Annotated in this window: 10 protein-coding genes; 7 read left to right on the forward strand and 3 right to left on the reverse strand. The window is 72.1% G+C overall.

The window, feature by feature from the left end; all coding sequences use genetic code 11:
- Positions 1–107 precede the first annotated feature (107 nt).
- Positions 108–1,583, forward strand: a complete 1,476-nt coding sequence (locus ACX9TP_RS14820) for an adenylate/guanylate cyclase domain-containing protein (protein WP_482980379.1) — start codon at positions 108–110, stop codon at positions 1,581–1,583.
- Between the two features lie 13 nt (positions 1,584–1,596).
- Here the strand turns inward: ACX9TP_RS14820 and ACX9TP_RS14825 are convergent, their stop codons facing one another.
- Entirely contained in the window at positions 1,597–2,595 is a 999-nt protein-coding gene (locus tag ACX9TP_RS14825; RefSeq protein WP_482980380.1) for an SMP-30/gluconolactonase/LRE family protein, read from the reverse strand.
- Positions 2,596–2,742: 147 nt separating this feature from the next.
- On the opposite strand from ACX9TP_RS14825, the gene ACX9TP_RS14830 reads away from it, so the two are divergent.
- The 3 genes from ACX9TP_RS14830 to ACX9TP_RS14840 are packed head-to-tail and all read left to right on the forward strand — an operon-like array spanning position 2,743 to position 5,364.
- Positions 2,743–3,687 carry a LysR substrate-binding domain-containing protein gene (locus tag ACX9TP_RS14830; RefSeq protein ID WP_482980381.1) on the forward strand — a complete coding sequence of 315 codons (945 nt, stop codon included), beginning with the start codon at positions 2,743–2,745 and terminating at the stop codon, positions 3,685–3,687.
- A gap of 42 nt (positions 3,688–3,729) precedes the next feature.
- A complete protein-coding gene (locus tag ACX9TP_RS14835) occupies positions 3,730–4,539 on the forward strand; it encodes a GNAT family N-acetyltransferase (RefSeq protein ID WP_482980382.1) in 810 nt (269 codons plus the stop codon).
- Positions 4,540–4,575: 36 nt separating this feature from the next.
- Entirely contained in the window at positions 4,576–5,364 is a 789-nt protein-coding gene (locus ACX9TP_RS14840; RefSeq protein WP_482980383.1) for a GNAT family N-acetyltransferase, read from the forward strand.
- A 90-nt stretch (positions 5,365–5,454) separates the two neighbouring features.
- Here ACX9TP_RS14840 and ACX9TP_RS14845 read toward each other — a convergent pair whose 3' ends face one another.
- Positions 5,455–6,624, reverse strand: a complete 1,170-nt coding sequence (locus tag ACX9TP_RS14845; RefSeq protein WP_482980384.1) for a hypothetical protein — start codon at positions 6,622–6,624, stop codon at positions 5,455–5,457.
- 201 nt (positions 6,625–6,825) lie between these two features.
- Positions 6,826–8,142, reverse strand: coding sequence for a di-heme oxidoreductase family protein (locus tag ACX9TP_RS14850; protein WP_482980385.1), 1,317 nt, complete (start codon positions 8,140–8,142; stop codon positions 6,826–6,828).
- 199 nt (positions 8,143–8,341) lie between these two features.
- Here ACX9TP_RS14850 and ACX9TP_RS14855 point away from each other — a divergent pair, with 199 nt between their 5' ends.
- The 3 genes from ACX9TP_RS14855 to ACX9TP_RS14865 are packed head-to-tail and all read left to right on the forward strand — an operon-like array spanning position 8,342 to position 16,569.
- Complete coding sequence (locus ACX9TP_RS14855) at positions 8,342–11,581, forward strand: PD-(D/E)XK nuclease family protein (protein WP_482980386.1); 3,240 nt, start codon at positions 8,342–8,344, stop codon at positions 11,579–11,581.
- Positions 11,578–15,246, forward strand: a complete 3,669-nt coding sequence (locus tag ACX9TP_RS14860; protein ID WP_482980387.1) for a UvrD-helicase domain-containing protein — start codon at positions 11,578–11,580, stop codon at positions 15,244–15,246. Before ACX9TP_RS14855 ends, ACX9TP_RS14860 begins: the two co-directional genes overlap by 4 nt.
- 12 nt (positions 15,247–15,258) lie before the next feature.
- Positions 15,259–16,569 (forward strand): adenylosuccinate synthase, encoded by a 1,311-nt coding sequence (locus tag ACX9TP_RS14865; protein ID WP_482980388.1) that lies wholly within the window; start codon positions 15,259–15,261, stop codon positions 16,567–16,569.
- Positions 16,570–16,571 lie beyond the last annotated feature (2 nt).

The raw sequence follows: 16,571 nt of genomic DNA on the forward strand, positions 1-16,571 counted from the left end.
GCGTGACGCATCCTCCCGTGGGGCCCTCCTGCCTGCCCGCTCGCTGGAGCCGGGCCGAGATGAACGCTCCGGCGATGGATGACCTAGAGTCTCGAGGCGAACACGACATGAAGACCTCCTTCGCCACCCGGTTCCCGCTCAAGGCCCGCCTCGCGCTGCACGGAGGCACGCTCCTGGTGGGCGCGTTCACGTATCTCTACGCGCGGCTCGTCTGCACCTATCTCTGTTCCCTGTCACCTCCCGCGCTGCTGCGCACCGTGCTCGGGCTCTCCGCGGTCCACATGGTTCTTCGGGAGGCGGTGTTCCGGTTCGCACCCGAGCCGGATGGGAGCCGCACCCCGGCCCGCCATGCCTATCTGCTCTCGGTTGGCACCTGGGTGGTGATGGGCTTCGTGGCCTTCACGTGGCACCTCGTGCGCTACTCGGACTTCCCGTTCCTCAGCCACGTGAAGCTCGCCGTCGGGTACTGGCTGCTCGGCGGCGGCATCGTCGCCCAGGTGGAGTACCTCCTCTTCGAGCAGCTCCACCCCTCCACGTCCTCGCCCGCGGCGCAGTTGCGCGAGCGGTTGGGCCACCGCCTCATGGAGGGCTACGCCATCTTCACCACCATCCCCGTGCTGGTGCTGATGCTCGTCCTGGTGCGCATGGTGGGCGAGTTCCACGGCACCCAGCAGTCCCTGATTGAAGCCGCGCTCCTCGCCGCCCTCATCACCTCCGCCGCGCTCGTCGCGGCCATGGCCTACGGGCGGAGCCTGCGGCGCGACTCGGAGCGACTGCTGGAGGCGGTGCGCCGCGTTGGCAGCGGGGACCTCCATCCCGCCGCCTCCACGAGCCGCCCCGACGAATTGGGGCTCGTCGCCCTGGGCATCAACGACATGGCCGACGGGCTCCGCCTCCGTGAGCGCATCCGCGAGGCCTTCGGCCGCTTCGTCTCACCGCAGGTGGCCAACGAGTTCATCGAGAAATACGCCCGCCCGGGACGCACCGCCGAGCTGGGAGGTCGCCGGCGTGACGTGGTCCTCCTCTTCAGCGACTTGCGCGACTTCACCCCGCTGTCCGAGTCGCTCTCCCCCGAGGACCTCATCGAGGTGCTCAACGGCTACTTCGGGGAGATGGTGGCCGCCATCCAGAAGCACGGGGGCATGGTGGACAAGTTCATCGGCGACGCGGTGCTCGCGGTCTTCGGCCTCACCGAGGGCACGGACAACCCGGCCGCCGCCGCCGTGTCCGCCGCGCGGGAGATGCACCAGCGGCTGGCGGACTACAACGCGCGGCTCGCCGCACGCGGGCTGTGCTTGAGGTCGGGCATCGGCGTGCACGCGGGCGAGGTCGTCGCGGGATATCTCGGCAGCGCGGAGCGGCTGGAGTTCACCGTCATCGGCCACGCCGTCAACGTGGCCGCCCGCATCGAGAGCCATGCCCGCGAGCCGCGGCCCGCGCTCCTCTTCAGCGACGAAGTCGCCCGCCGGCTCGCGGGGAGGCTCGACGTGCGGGAGGTGGAGGCCGTCACCCTCAAGGGTGTCGCGGAGCCGATGCGACTCTTCACGGTGGCGCGCGCGGCCGGAGACAGCCAGGCCGCGTGAGCACGGACGCCGCTCAGTTCCCGGGCGACAGCGCCGTCACCCAGAACGCGTCCGGCACCTTCGCCGCCGCTCCCTTCAGCAACCGCTCACGCAGCCGGGCCTCGGTGACCCAGACGCGGCCGTTCGCTTCCACCGTGAGGTTGACGGGGGACTCCATTCCGGAGGCCAGCACCTCGAGGCGCCTCGGACCGGAGGACTTCCCGAGCACGTCGATGCGGACCACGCGTCCATCGCCGCTCTGGGCCGCCCCCTCCAGCACGAGCAGCCGGCCATCCGGTGCGAAGCGCATTCCATCCGGATTCTCCAGCCTGCGCGGCAGCTCCACCTCGCTCACGACGGGAGGTGCCCCTTCTGCTCCCGGGCGCACGAGGTAGAGCCGGCCGGGCCCATACGTGTTGATGGCGAGCGTCTTCCCATCTCTCGCCAGGGCGATGCCCGCGGGCCCGATGCCGGAGAGCCCCGGGGCCTTCGACGCGAAGCGCGCGTCGGACACGTACGTCTCCAGGTGCTCGCCTCCGGGCCGCAGGTAGAGGACGGCGGCTCGCGTGCTGTCCGTCACGAACAGCCCGCCATCCGGTGCGACGGTGAGGTCATTGCCCAGGCCTCCCTCGGGCACGGGGATGATGCGTCGCACCGCGCCGGTGCGTGCATCCACCGCGAAGAGCCGGTGCGCACGCCTCCCCAGCGAGCCATCCGGGCGCATCAGCCCCATGACGTCGGGAGAAGTCCCCCAGAGCAGGCCACGCGGCGCATCCAGCCGCAGGCTCGTCACGGCGAAGACCTCCTCGGAGCCGGGGAACAGCACCGTCCATCCGGCTCCCGGAGTCCGGCGCAGGATGCGCCCGCTCGACACCGAGCCCACGTAGAGCGTCCCGTCCTCCGCGTGGGTGATGCCGTTGGGGTACGTGAAGCCCGGGGGCAGGGACAGGCGCTCGGGGGCTGGGGGCGCTCCCTCGGGTGTGGCGGCGAGAAGGGCCGTTGCGAGGGCGGCGAGAAGGGGAAGGCAGGTCATGGCGGGCCGTGGGGATGGGAGGGGCCTCGAAGGGCCCTCGTGCTTCCGGTGCGTGCCGTGCATCAGTAGCCCACGACGCGGGTCCCCATCATCGGGGGACGCCGCACTACACTCATGCATGGCACGCAACAATGCGGAGGGCAGGGGATGGAGCGCGCGGCACTGAGGGACCGGCTGGAGGACATGCTCAGCTTCACGGCGGTGGCGCGGGCCTTGAGCTTCGCGGCGGCGGCGCGGGAGCTCGGCATCAGCGCCTCCGCCTTGAGCCGGCGCATCGCGAGGCTGGAGGACGCGCTGGGCACCGCGCTCCTGCGGCGCACCACGCGCCAGGTGTCGCTGACGGAGGCGGGGATGCTGTACCTGGAGCGGTGCGGCGACGTGCTCACCCGCGTCGAGGACGCGGAGGCGCTCGTGTCGGGTCTGGCGGGCGAGCCCCGGGGCCGGCTGCGCGTGGCCGTGCCCAACCTGTTCGGCCAGCTCCAGGTGGCCCCGCTGCTGCCGGACTTCTTGCGCCGCTACCCGCGCATCGGGCTGGAGTTCTCGTTCATGGACCGCTACGTGGACCTCGTGCAGGAGGGCTTCGACGTGGCCATCCGCATCGGCGCGCTCACGGATTCGAGCCTCGTCGTGCGCCGGCTCGCGACGAACCACCGCCTCCTCTGCGCGGCCCCGTCCTACCTCCGGGGCCGCCGGCCGCTGGCGAAGCCCGAGGACCTCGCCCACCATCCCTGCCTCTACTTCAGCCCGCTCTCGGACGGGCAGGTGTGGAACCTCCACCGGGGGGAGGAGAAGGTGTCGGCGCGAGGCCGTCCGGTGCTCGTCGCGGACAACGCCGAGGCGCTGCGGCTGGCGGCGGTGGCGGGCTGTGGCGTCACCATGCTCGCCACGTTCCTCATCGCGGAGGACCTGCGCGCCGGGCGGCTCGTGAGGGTGCTGGAGGGCTGGTCGGTGCCGGACACCGGCATCTTCGCGGTGCACCCGCCGGGGCGATTGGTGCCGTCGAAGGTGAAGGCCTTCGTCTCCTTCCTCGCGGAGCGCTACGCGGGCACGCCTCCGTGGGAGCGGATGGGGACGCGTCGCTCGGGGGCGTGAGGATTTGATAGACACCCGCTGCCTCACGCCCGGAAGGACTTCATGGACCTCAGTCCCGCTTCGGACCTCTCGCCGCGCGCCCTCTCCACGCTCTTCGCCCGCTCGTTCGAGGGCTACTTCGTCACCGTCCCCGATGCGCCCGCGCTGTTCGACGCGCGCGTGCGGACCGAGCACATCTCGCTGGCGGACAGCCGCGTCGCGCGGGTGGACGGCGAGCCGGTGGGCCTGGTGCTGATGGCCCGGCGGGGCAGGGTGAGCCGCGTCGCCGGCATGGGCATCGTGCCCGCGCACCGCCAGCGCAAGCTGGGCGCGTCCATGCTGTTGCCGCTGCTGGAGGAGGCCCGCGCCCGCGGTGACACGCGGATGGTGCTGGAGGTCATCGAGCAGAACGCTCCCGCGGTGAAGCTCTACGAGCGCCTGGGCTTCCAGCGCGTGCGCCGGCTGGTGGGCTTCGTGGGGACGCCGTCAGCGGAGCCGGCCGCCCTGGAGGAGGTCGAGCCCCTGGACTGTGCGCGGCTGCTTCCCGATGACGTGCCCTGGCAGATGGCGCCGGCCACCGTGGCGGGGCTGGCGCTTCCCGCGCGGGCGTTCCGGCTGGGGCCGGCGGTGGCGGTGCTCGGGGATGTCTCCGCGCCCACGCTCGCGCTGCGCGCCATCGCCGTGGAACCGGAGTCGCGGGGGAAGGGGTACGGACGCAGGCTGCTTCGCGCGCTGGCGGCGGCGTGGCCGGGCAGGCCCCTCGCGGCGAGCGCCATCATCCCGGAGGGCCTGTGCGACCGCTTCTTCCTCGGCGAGGGATTCGCGCATCCGGCGCTCTCACAATGGGAGCTCGTCCATCGCTTCAATCCGTAGCGTGGGCTCGCCACCGCCCTGTTACGGTGCGCGGCCATGAACCTCATCGAACGCCTGCAGGAGTCGATGCGCCACGCCGCGAGGGAGCGCTACACCTCCGTCCCCTTTCCGCCCTTCACCGCCTACTTCCATCCGTTCGACGCGATGGTCTACCTGAACTACGCCATCCCCGACGGGCCGGTGACAGGTGACACGCGCGAGGCGCTGCGCAAGCTCCGCACGGAGTTCGAGGCACGCCAGCGCGTGCCCCGCTTCGAGTACGTCGACGCGCTGGCCCCCGAGCTGGCCGGCATGCTGCGCGATGCCGGCTACCGCCAGGAGGCCGAGGCCCGGCTGATGGTCTGCACGCGAGACACCTACGTCCCGTTCAAGGGGCCGGAGGGGCTCACGCTCACGGTGCTCTCGCCGGACTCGCCTCGCGAGGAGGTCCGCGACTTCTGCGTCACCACGCGCCAGGGCTTCGGCCCGGGTGAGACGGTGACGGTGGGCGACGACGAGGTCTCGAAGACGCTCGAGGACCTGAAGGACGGCCGCGCGTTCCTCGCGAGGATGGACGGGCGCCCGGTGTCGGGCGGGCAGTTCTCCTCACCCCATCAAGGCACCTCCGAGCTCGCGGGCGTGGCGACGCTCCAGGAGTGGCGGGGACGCGGCATCGGCGCGGCGCTCGTCTCGCGCGCGGCCGAGGAGGCCTTCTCGCGAGGCGTGGAGGTGCTGTTCCTGAGCACCATCACCGAGGAGGCCGGCCGCCTCTACGAGCGCGTCGGCTTCCGGTTCGTCACGCGGATGCTGTTCTACGTGGACGCCGCGGCGCCCGCCCACGGCTGAGTCCCGCCTGAACCGCCCAGAATCCGAGCATCGCCAGGGACCTCCGCCCCGGAGCCGTGCGGAGACGGCGGGGCGGAGGTCCGCCGCGAGCTACTGCTCCTGGCGGTACGTCGGGGCGAGCGCGCCCGTCAGGGCCGCCTCGCGAAGCCCGGGCACCAGGCCCTCCGTCGCGCCGAAGGCCTGGCCGTGCGCGGGCAGGAGGCTGGTCCCTTCGATGCCGCGGAGCTGGAACTCCGGGTTGGCCAGCTCGTATGCGAAGTCGAGCGCGGCACTCCGGTTCTCCGTCGTGGACAGCACGAACGCGCCATCCACGATGATTTCCGGACGGTGGTCTTCGAGGGCGGCGACCTCCAGTCCCGGCACCTCGTTCAGCAGCGAAGCGAGCTGGGACGAGGGGACGACGAAGAGATCCGCCTCATGCGCGGGGATGGGGTCGGGCGAGGAGCCCATCACCTCGTTCACCCAGCCGGGCACCTTGATGCGGCGCGGAGGCGTGCCGCAGAATTCACCGTCGTAGTCCATCAGATAGCCGGCCTGATTGATGGACAGGATTTCCTGCGCCGCGGTGACGTGGGTGGGGAGCTCCCAGCCGTTCATTTCCAGGCGGTGGCGGTCAAAGCCCACCGAGAGGTACTCCCACCACCAGGGGATGCCCAGCGGGAAGGGCCACCGCCACCCGTGGTGCCACATGGAGAAGCTCGCCTGGATCATGTCGAGCCGCGCACCGCCGCTCTCCATCGCGTAGTCGCAGTACGACGGGCGGAAGATGTCCCCTCGCTCGCACTCGCCGCACCCGTCCTCCAGGCAGCGCTCGGACGACATCTCCAGCTCGGGAATCATCGTCGCCTCGAAGCTCCCCTCGTAGTCGCCGTAGAAGCCGTTGGAGGCATAGGCGCACCAGCGCGGCGGGTTGTCCGACTCGCACTCGGGGCACTCGCCCGGCAGGCAGTAGGCGTTGATGAGCCCGTCCTCCAGCAGCCCGGGCACCATGGTGTGGTTGCCCAGCAGCACGTCCGGGAGCGTGCCGGAACCGCGCGCCACCGCCAGCGCCTCGTAGAGCTCCTGCTGGGAGGGGAACTGGGAGACCACCACCGCGTTGCCGGTGTTGCCCTGGTACGCGTCTACCGCCTCCACGAAGGCCTGCTCCGCCGGACCGTTGAGCGAATGCCAGACGTAGACCTCGGTGGAGTCTCGTGCCGTGGCCACCGTGCCGCTGAAGCACGCCGCCAGCGTCATCCACTTCAGGATGTTCGTTCTCATCTGCTCCTCTGGGTTGGGGGTGGGAGGCCTCCGCCAACCGCGCCTCACTCTCCCGGAGGCCCACGCCGGTGAGGCCAGGCGAACCGTAGCAACCGAGACTGATGTGAATAAGCCAGAAAATCAGAAATTGAGAAATTCATTGCCAGTTCAATGAATAAATTCATCGTCACGGGCCGGGATGAGCCTCACCGCTTGCGCGCCTCAGAGCGACTGGAGGAACGCGAGCAGCGCCTGGCGGTCCTCGAGGGTCAGTCGCACGTAGCGCTCCTGCGCGGGCGCGGCCTCACCTCCGTGCCACAGCACCGCCTCTTCGAGGTTCCGTGCCCGCCCGTCGTGCAGGAAGCGTGAGTGTCCGTTCACGACCTCCACCAGCCCGATTCCCCACAGGGGCGGCGTGCGCCACTCCCTCCCGCTGGCGAGCCCGTCCGGACGGCCGTCCGCGAGCCCCTCGCCCAGGTCGTGCAGCAGCAGGTCCGTGTACGGGTAGATGTTCTGCCGAGACAGCTCCGGGAACTCGGGCACGTCTCCGGTCTCCAGCGGCCCGGAGACGTGGCATCCGGTGCACCCGATGGCGCGGAAGACCGCCTTGCCCCGCAGGACCTGGGGCGCGTCCCAGTTCCTCCGCTTCGGCACGGCGAGCAGCCGCATGTAGAACACCAGCGCATCCAGCTCTTCCTGGCTCAGCTCGGGCTCCCCGGGCCCGTCCCGCAGCAGGCGCGTGGTCAGCCCCATGTCCGCGAAGAGCGCGTGCACCACCTGCTGGTGGATGGAAGGCTGGTTGGCCTTCCACCCGAAGCGGCCCAGCCTCGGGCGGCGGTCCACGTTGTCCTCGACGAAGTTGGCCCGTCCCGAGATTCCGTCTTGATTCACGTCCTCCGGATCCGCCAGGGCGAGGAGGGTCTGCTCCGGTATCGCCTCGAGCAATCCCAGCCCGAAGGCCGCTGGAGATACCCGCGGAGAGTAACGAGCCCCGTCACCCAGCGGTCCCCGCGACAGCTCCTTGAACGTGTAGCGCGGTCGCAGCAGGGCGAACGGTGCTCCATCCGCGAACTCGCCAGGCACCTCGTCGTAGGTCACCGCGACCTGACCCTCCGCCGGCGTCCCCTCCACGCCTCGCGGGTCGAGCTGCACGCCGTACAGCGGATGCGCTCCTTGCCCTTCCGCACCGCTCAGCTGGAAGACCAGCGAGACGGACGCCTCCTCCGGCGAGGCGGGAGGGCGCCCGCGCCCATCCCTCTCGTGACACGTCGTGCAGGAGTCGGCGCTGAAGAGCGGGCCCACCCGGACGGGCGCGAACCGCGGGTCGAGCCAGTCACGGTCGAACACGCCCTTGCCCTTGTGGAAGTAGGGCCATCGCGCCCGGTACATGTTCATGAGCGGGCGCCCGAACGCGAGATTCCCCGCGGTCGCCACCGTCGTGGCTCCCCCCGAGAGCTCCTCTCCCGGCTCCGCCGCGACGGCGAGGTCTCCCAGCACGAGCTGGCTCGAACGCCGTCCCGGGACAGCCCACACGAGCATCAGCAGGAGGGCTCCCACCGGAATACCCAGAAGGAATCGCCGCGCTCTCGTCATGCCGACATTCTTCCAGGTGTGTCAGGAGTCCGGGAAGTCTTCTTCCCGAGCAGGGCAGACGGGCGAGCGTTGAAAGAACCTGGGCGGCGGGCTCGTAAAGGAGCATGAAAGCCACCCGCCCGGTCGTTCTACAATCCGCTCTCGAATGCCCCCCCGTCCTGGCCGCACCCTCCACGTGTACCCCGATGCCGGCCGGCGCCAGGCAGCGCTGCGTGCCGGGGGGGATGCGAGCGGGCTGTCGGTGGGGGCACACCTGCTCACCTGGGACGAGCTGCTGCACGCCCTGGGGGGCGCGCGTGAGCTGAACCGGCGCCCGTGCCCGGCGGTGGCCGCGCGCACGGTGGTGGCCTCGCTGGGGCCCGCCCTGGGGCCCACGCCCTTCGGCGAGTACGTGCGCGAGCCCGCCTTCGCCCGCGCCGCGCTGGACATGGTGCTAGACCTGAAGGCCGGCCGCCTCACCGCGCGCGAGCTGCAGGACGCGGTGGAGGTGCTGCCGCCAGACAGGCAGAAGAGGGGCCGGGTGCTCGCCCGCCTGTATCACCTGTACGAGCAGAAGATGGCGGAGCTGGGGCTGGCGGACCGCGAGGACGTGATGCGCGGGGCTCGCGAGGCCCTGGCCCGGGGCGCCTGGCCGGTGGGCTGGGAGGGCGTGGGCGCGCTCGTGCTGCACGGCATCTACGACGTGCGGCCCTCCGGCCTGGAGCTGCTGCTGGCGCTGGTGGCGGCGTGCGAGTCGCGGCGGGTGACGCTGCGGGTGGAGACGCCGGTGGGAGGCTCGCCCGCGGCGGACGCGGCGCTGGCGGCCCTCTTCCGCGCCTTCGAGAACCGCGGCGAGACGCTGCCGCACGTGGACCTCTTCAAAGCGGACGTCACCTTCGAGGGCCGGCCCTTCATCGACCTGGGCCGCCACCTCTTCTCGCCGCGCTCCCCGCGCGACGTGCTGAAGGACGCCGTGCCCGCCCTGCGCGTGTGGAGCGCGGCCACGGCCCGTGAGGAAGCGCGCCTCGTGGCCCGCGACGTGCGGCGGCTCGTCGCGGAAGGCGTCTCGCCCGGGGACATCGCCATTGCCTGGCGCGAGCCGGGGCCGGAGGCCGGGTGGCTCGCGGAGACGCTGGGCGAGCTGGGCGTGCCGGTGCGCCTGCCCTGGGGCGAGCCGCTGGCCCTGGCCGGCCCGGTGCGGCTCGCGCTGGAGCTGCCGACGCTGGTGGAGGACGGCTTCCCCTCCGAGCGCGTCGCGGAGCTGGTGGGCAGCCGCTACGCGCCCACGCTGTCGCGCGGAGGCCCGGACGCGCCCGCGAGCCTATTCGCCCTCGCCGCCGTGCGCGACGACAAGCTGGGCGCGCTGCGAAACCGCGGCGCGTATGACGTGCGCCTGGAGGGGCTCGCCCGGCGGTTGCTCGCGCTCTACGGGGCGCAGAAGAAGGAAGCCGGCAACCGCGTCCACGCCGTGCAGGTGCTGCGCGAGCGCTGCATGCTGCTGATGGACTTCTGCCGCCGCATTCCCGAGGAGGGCACCGCCGGGGAGCTGCTCACCGCATGGTGGCACGCGGTGGAGCGGCTGGGCCTGGTGGACACGGAAGGGCCGCTGGAGTCGCGCGAGGAAGGCGGCCTGGGCGCCCGGTCCGTGGACGCGCGGGCGCGGGACGAGGCCGCGCGCGAGGCGCTCCGCCAGCGCGTGCAGGGCCTGCTGCGGACGATGAAGGCCGTGGGCGGCGGGCCGAAGCTGCGGCGGCGCACCTTCGGCCGGTGGCTGCGCGACGCCATGGCGGACGCGCACCTGCCGCCGCGCGGGCCTCGCGGCGGCGCGGTGGAGGTGCTCGACGTGGCGGAGCTGCCGGGCCGCACCTTCCGCCACCTCTTCCTCGCGGGCCTGACGGAGGGCCGCTTCCCCGGACGGGACGCGCCCAATCCGCTGCTGGGGGACGCGGAGCGCTCGGCGCTCAACCAGCACCTGGGCCGCGACGTGTTCCGCCTCACCGGCGGCGAGTTCGAGGACCGCGCGGCGTGGCGCCTCACCGAGGACCGGCTGCTGTTCGCCAGCGCGCTGGCCGTCGCGGAGGAAACGCTGAGCCTGTCCTTCGCCATGGAGGCCGCGGGCGGGCAGGAGCAGGTGCCGTCCGCCTTCCTGGAGGAGGTGCGCCGGCTCACCGCGCTGAAGTGGACGCCGCGCTCGCTGCCGCCCATTCCTCCCCTGGACGAGGTGCTTACCGAGGCCGAGCTGCGACACTGCGTCGCGCTGGAGGCGCTGGCCCACCCGAAGCTGCGCGTCACCGAGCCGGACGCGGCGGCCCCGCTGCTCAGGCGCCAGTTCGAGAAGGAAGCCTGGTTCACGGGCGCGAAGGACCTGGCGGAGGTCGAACGGGAGCGGCTGCTCTTCTTCACCTACCCGAACACGTCTCCCGGGAAGTACTCCGGCTCGGTGGATGCCAACACGCTGCGCGAGTCGCTGCGGGAGACGTTCCGCTTCGACCTCACGCGCCCGCTGTCCGCGTCCGCGCTGGCGCGCTTCGGCAACTGCGGCTTCCAGGGCTTCCTCACGTACGGGCTGAAGGTGTCGGAGCCCGACGTGCCGGGCGAGGAGTTCGACGCGCGGGGCCGCGGCACCTTCTGGCACCGCGTGGTGGAGGAGGTGTTCAAGTCGCTCAAGGAGCGCGACCTGCTGGGCAAGGCGCCCGAGGACGTGCCGGAAGAGGTGCTGGACGCGGCGCTCAAGTCCGCCATCAAGCACTTCGAGAAGTTCCACCACGTGGGCCACCCCGCGCTGTGGAAGCTGGCGCACGAGCGCGCCCGCGCCATGGCCCGCCGCATCCTCGTGGACGAGCGGCGCGGGCTGCCCTTCGACAAGATGGTGCCGCAGGGCTTCGAGCTCCAGTTCGGCCCCGCCGCCGTGGACGACAAGTGGCGCAACGTCATCCTCCCCATCGGCGGCGACGCCATCGTCTTCGAGGGGAAGATAGACAGGCTCGACATGGCGGGCGGTGACGTGGGCGTCATCGACTACAAGTCCGGCCGGCTGGACAAGCGCGCGCTGAAGGAGAAGCTGCTCACGTCGGACTTCCAGCTCCCGCTGTACCTCTACGCGGCGCGGGAGAGCGGCCACAAGGAGGCGAAGCAGGCGGCGTGGTTCTCGCTGCGCACCGGCGCCACCATCCACCTCTCCGAGGTCGTCTCCGCGCAGGAGATGGACGAAATGCTGTCCACGGACCCGGAGGTGCGCGCCAGGGTTGCCGAGAAGGACGGCCTCAATCTTCCCAATGCGGTGGAGTCGCTGGTGAAGACCCTGCGGGATGGGCAGTTCGCCGCGCGGCCCCAGGACTGTGGCGCGTGTGGCTTCCGCTCCGTGTGCCGGATTACGGATCGACAGATGGCGGAGGAGGGCGGATGAGCGACACGCCGTCCCTCTTCGCGCTGGAGCGCAACCTGGCCCTGATGGCCGGCGCGGGCGCGGGCAAGACGTACAGCCTGGTGACGATGACGCTGCACCTGCTGGCGGGCGCGCGCGAGGCCGGCGCCGCGGTGCGCCCGTCGCGCCTGTGCATGCTCACCTTCACGGACAAGGCCGCCGCGGAGATGCGCTCGCGCGTGCGGCAGCGCCTGGACGGGCTGGCGCAGGGGGACACGCGGCAGGACCAGGAGACGGAGCTGCGCGCGTCGCTGGCGCGGGTGGACAAGCCCTTCCCGCTGCCGGACGCGTGGCGGCAATTGCGCGAGGAATTGGGCGGGGCCACGGTGGGCACCTTCCACTCGCTCTGCGGGCAGCTCTTGCGCCGCGCGCCTCCGGCGGTGGGCATCGACCCGAACTTCGAGGTGCTGGACGAGCTGGAGGCCACGGGCCTGGTGCAGGACGTGTGCGAGCGCGTGGTGCTGGATGCGCTGGAGGAGGGCGACGCGCAGGTGCGCGAGCTGTGCCAGGAGCTGGGCTTCTCCGGCTCGGGCTTCTCCGACGGGCTGGTGGCCGCGCTGGTGTCCGTCTACCGCAAGCTGCGCGAGGAGGGCCTGCGCGCCGCCACCGCCGCCGTGGGGGACGCGGCCGAGGCCCGCGTGGAGCTGGAGGCGTCCATCCAGAAGTGCGTCCAGCTGTGCGCCGAGGCGCGGGGGCTGGACGTGAAGGGCGAGTGGAGCCGGCTGCTCGGCGGGCTGGAGCGCGCGCTCAACGGGATGACGGCGGAGAACTTCGGCACGGGCGAGCGCTTCCCGTGGATGCGCGCCTGCTTCAAGGCGGACGGCCGCAACCACGCGCGGCTGAGCAAGGGCGCCGCGGCCCCCATCCGCGAGGTGTACTGGCGCGTCTTCGGCAAGAGCGACCGCTCCGTGCCGCGCATCGACGACGCCTGGGCCGCGTGGCGCACCGCCCCCTTCGAGGCCACCTTCCGGGACTTGCTCACGCAGGTGGAGGAGCGCCACGACACGGAGCTGTCCCGGCGCAACGTGTTCGACTTCACCTCGCTGCTCGTGAAGTCGCGTGACTTGCTGCGAGACTTCCCGGAGTTCCGCCGCCAGGTGCAGGAGCGCATCGGCGCGCTGCTGGTGGACGAGTTCCAGGATACCAACCGCCTCCAGCTGGAGCTGGTGCTGCTGCTCGCGGAAGCGCGCGAGGGCGGCCCGCGCGAGCTGCCGAAGGACGCGGACCTGGCGTCGGCGCTGCCGCTGGAGCCCGCCTTCCTCTGCGCGGTGGGAGACCGCAAGCAGTCCATCTACGAGTTCCGCGGCGCGGACGTCTCCGTCTTCTCCGTGCTGGCGAAGAAGATTGAAGACGAGGGCGGCACGCGCGGCTTCCTCCAGCACAACCGCCGCTCGGTGCCGGGGCTGCTGTCCTTCTTCAACCGGACGTTCGCCGGCGTGCTCGTCGCCGCGGATGCGCAGGCGCCGCGCCCCTTCGAGGTGGTCTACGTCCCCGAGGAGGACGACCTGGCCGCGGTGCGCCCGTCCCTCACCGAGTCGCCGGTGGTGGAGCGGCTTCAGCTGGACGAGGCGGACACGGCGGCGGACCTGCGCTGGCTGGACGCGGACTCGGTGGCCCGGCGGCTGCGGTGCCTGCTGGCGCCCGGCGCCCCCGCCACCGTGGAGCGCGAGGACGGCGAGGGGCTGCGCCCGGCGCGCGGTGGCGACGTGGCCATGCTCTTCCGGACGTTCACGCACCTGGAGGTGTACCGGCAGGCGCTCATCCGCCACGGGGTGCCGCACCGGGTGCTGCGCGGGCGGGGCTTCTACGGCGCGCAGGAGGTGCTGGACCTGGCCTCGCTGCTGGCGCTGCTGGCGGACGCGGAGGACTCGCTCGGCTTCGCGGCGGTGCTGCGCTCGCCGCTGGTGGGCCTGTCGGACGCGTCGCTGTTCCTCCTCGCGGGGGACCAGCCGCTGTCGCTGGCGTCGCCGCGGCTGACGGACCCGAAGGTGCTGGAGGACATCCCCGAGCGCGAGCGGCTGCGGCTGGAGCGCTTCCTGGGCGCGCTGCCCGCGCTGCGGCGCGAGCGGGACCGGCTGGGTGTGCGGGAACTGTTGCTGTCCGCGCTGGACGTGACGGGCTACCGCGAGGCGCTGGCGGGCTCGCCCTACGCGGAGCAGGCGAGCGCCAACGTGGAGAAGTTGCTGGCGCTGGCGTCGCGGCGGGACGAGCGCGGCACGGGCGGGTGCGTGGCCTTCGCGCGCGAGCTGCGCATGCTGGCGGAGAACGACCCCACCGAGGCGCAGGCGGACCTGCTGGACGCGGGAGACCCGCGCGCGGTGCAGCTGCTCACCATCCACCGCGCCAAGGGCCTGGAGTGGCCCATCGTCGTGGTGCCGGCCCTCGGCGGGCGGCGGCGCTCCACCAGCGGCCGCGCCCACTTCGAGCGCTCGCACGGCATCTCCCTGCGCCCCTGGGTGCCGGACTCGCTGGACGACGACTACACCTCCACGCGCTTCGACGCGGTGAGGGCGGAGCTGAAGGCGCGCGAGGACGCCGAGTACCGCCGCCTGCTCTACGTGGCCCTCACCCGCGCCCGGGACATGCTGGTGCTGTCGGGCGGCGCGGAGCCTCGCGGGGGCAAGGACTCGTGGTGGCACCTCATCGACGCGCGCCTGGACGTCGACGCGGAGCTGCGCGCGCTGGTGGACGACCTGGACGTGGACTCGCTCCCGCCGCCCGCGGACCCCGAGCCGCCGGGCCCGGAGGCGATGGCGCGCGCGGCGGCCCGCGTGGAGGCCGCGCTGCTGCGCGTGCGCGGTGGGCTCGCGGAGGACGGTGAGGCACAGGGCACGGCGGTGGCCTCCGTGGGCGCGGTGCAGGACTTCCTGGCCTGCCCCCGGCGCTTCCACTACCTGCACCGGCTGGGCCTTCGCGGCGCGGCGTGGCCCTGGGAGGTCGCTCCCCGGGGCGCTCCGCCGCTGGTGGAGCCCGACGGATGGCTGCCCGCCGAGAGCCCGGAGGGGCTGACGCTGCGCCTGCTGCGAAGCGTGGACCTGCGGCTCGCCGCGGCCCCGGACGTGGAGCCCGCCGAGCGGCGTGCCCACCTGGAGGCGCTGCTGCGCGACGCGGGCGCGCTCCCGGACGACGAGGGCATGGAGGGGGTGCTGGGCGCGGTGGAGCGCTTCCTCGGCACGGAGCTGGCCCGGCGCATGGCGGCGTCGCCCGCGCAGGCCGTCCACCGGGGCCTGCCCTTCCACCTCGCGCTGGAGGACGGGGCTGCCCTGGAGGGTGAGGTGGACATCCTCTGGGAGTCACCCGAGGGCGAGGCGGTGGTCCTGTCCCTCAAGTCCGGCGGGCGACACCCGGTGGGCGCGGCGGCCTACACGCATGAAATGGCGGCGCTGGCCCTGGTTGCCCGGCGGATGGTGCGTGAAGGGGTGCCGGTGCGGGTGGGAGTGGTCTTCCTGGGAGAGCCACACCCGGAGCCGGAGTGGCTGTCCGGGGCGAAGGGGCTGGAGGCGGCCGCCGGGAGGCTGGCGGGGGCCGTCAGGGCACTGGCCCGGGGGGAGGTCCGGGGCGACTGGCCCGGCCGCGAGAGGGCGGCCTGCCAGGCTCTTCATTGTGGCTTCTCGGAACACTGTCACCCGGCCCCCGGCGCGTGCTAAGCGGCGGGCACCATGCCGAACGTCGTCGTCATCGGAGCGCAGTGGGGAGATGAGGGTAAGGGCAAGGTCGTTGACCTGCTTACCGAGCACGCCCAGTTGGTCGTCCGTTTCCAGGGCGGCAACAACGCGGGCCATACGCTCGTGGTGGGCGGGCAGAAGACGGTGCTGCACCTGATTCCCTCGGGCATCCTCCACCCGGGCAAGACGTGTGTCATTGGCAACGGAGTGGTGGTGGACCCCGCGGTCCTCGTCGGGGAAATCGACGCGCTCAAGGCGCGCGGCTTCCTCAAGGAGGACTCGCAGCTCATCATCTCCGACAATGCCCACGTCATCTTCCCGTGGCACAAGCTGCTGGACAGCTTCCGCGAGAAGGCGCGCGGCGGCAGCGCCATCGGCACCACGGGCCGGGGCATCGGCCCGTCCTACGAGGACAAGGTCGCCCGCCGCGGCATCCGCGTGCGCGATTTGCTCAACGCGGAGCGGCTGCGCAAGCGCATCGAGGAGCGCCTCCCGCAGGCACTGGAGGAGCTGAGGGAGCTGTGCGCGAAGGCCGGAGACCCGGTGCCGCAGCTCGAGGTGCCGCAGGTGCTGGCCGAGTTCTCCGCCCTGGGCGAGCGGCTCAAGCCCTACGTGCACGACGCCTCGCTGTTCCTCTCCGAGCAGGTGCGCCGCGGCGCGCGCATCCTCTTCGAGGGCGCGCAGGGCACGCTGCTGGACGTGGACCACGGCACCTATCCCTTCGTCACCTCGTCCAACTGCGTGGCGGGCAACGCCGCGGTGGGCTCGGGCCTGGGGCCCACGGCCATCGACAAGGTGATGGGCATCAGCAAGGCGTACACCACCCGCGTGGGTGGCGGCCCGTTCCCCACCGAGCTGAACGACGCGCTGGGCGAGCAGTTGCGCAAGGTGGGTGACGAGTTCGGCGCCACCACCGGCCGCCCTCGCCGCTGCGGCTGGCTGGACGGCGTGGTGCTGCGCTACGCCGCGCGCGTCAACGGCCTGTGGGGCATGGCGCTCACCAAGCTGGATGTGCTGAGCGGCCTCAAGACGCTGAGCATCTGCACCGCGTACGAGCTGGACGGCCAGAAGATCACCGAGCTGCCCGGCGACTACGAGGACCTTGCCCGCGTCAAGCCCATCTACGAGTCGCTGCCGGGCTGGGACGAGAAGATTGCCGGCGTGCGGACCTTCGACGAGCTGCCGGAGAACGCCAAGCGCTACGTGCGCCGGGTGGAAGAGGTCAGCGGCGTCCCCGTGGTGTGCGTCTCCGTGGGCGCGGACCGCGGCGAGACGGTGCTCCTCCAGAACCCGTTCCGGAGCTGACC

It is taken from the genome of Pyxidicoccus sp. M15, from assembly GCF_056858435.1.

Coding starts and splice junctions, on each gene's coding strand:
- ACX9TP_RS14840 (WP_482980383.1), top strand. CDS start 4,576: ATGAACCTCATCGAACGCCTGCAGGAGTCGATGCGCCACGCCGCGAGG.
- ACX9TP_RS14850 (WP_482980385.1), bottom strand. CDS start 8,142: ATGCTCGTGTGGGCTGTCCCGGGACGGCGTTCGAGCCAGCTCGTGCTG.
- ACX9TP_RS14825 (WP_482980380.1), bottom strand. CDS start 2,595: ATGACCTGCCTTCCCCTTCTCGCCGCCCTCGCAACGGCCCTTCTCGCC.
- ACX9TP_RS14855 (WP_482980386.1), top strand. CDS start 8,342: ATGCCCCCCCGTCCTGGCCGCACCCTCCACGTGTACCCCGATGCCGGC.
- ACX9TP_RS14860 (WP_482980387.1), top strand. CDS start 11,578: ATGAGCGACACGCCGTCCCTCTTCGCGCTGGAGCGCAACCTGGCCCTG.
- ACX9TP_RS14830 (WP_482980381.1), top strand. CDS start 2,743: ATGGAGCGCGCGGCACTGAGGGACCGGCTGGAGGACATGCTCAGCTTC.
- ACX9TP_RS14835 (WP_482980382.1), top strand. CDS start 3,730: ATGGACCTCAGTCCCGCTTCGGACCTCTCGCCGCGCGCCCTCTCCACG.
- ACX9TP_RS14865 (WP_482980388.1), top strand. CDS start 15,259: ATGCCGAACGTCGTCGTCATCGGAGCGCAGTGGGGAGATGAGGGTAAG.
- ACX9TP_RS14820 (WP_482980379.1), top strand. CDS start 108: ATGAAGACCTCCTTCGCCACCCGGTTCCCGCTCAAGGCCCGCCTCGCG.
- ACX9TP_RS14845 (WP_482980384.1), bottom strand. CDS start 6,624: ATGAGAACGAACATCCTGAAGTGGATGACGCTGGCGGCGTGCTTCAGC.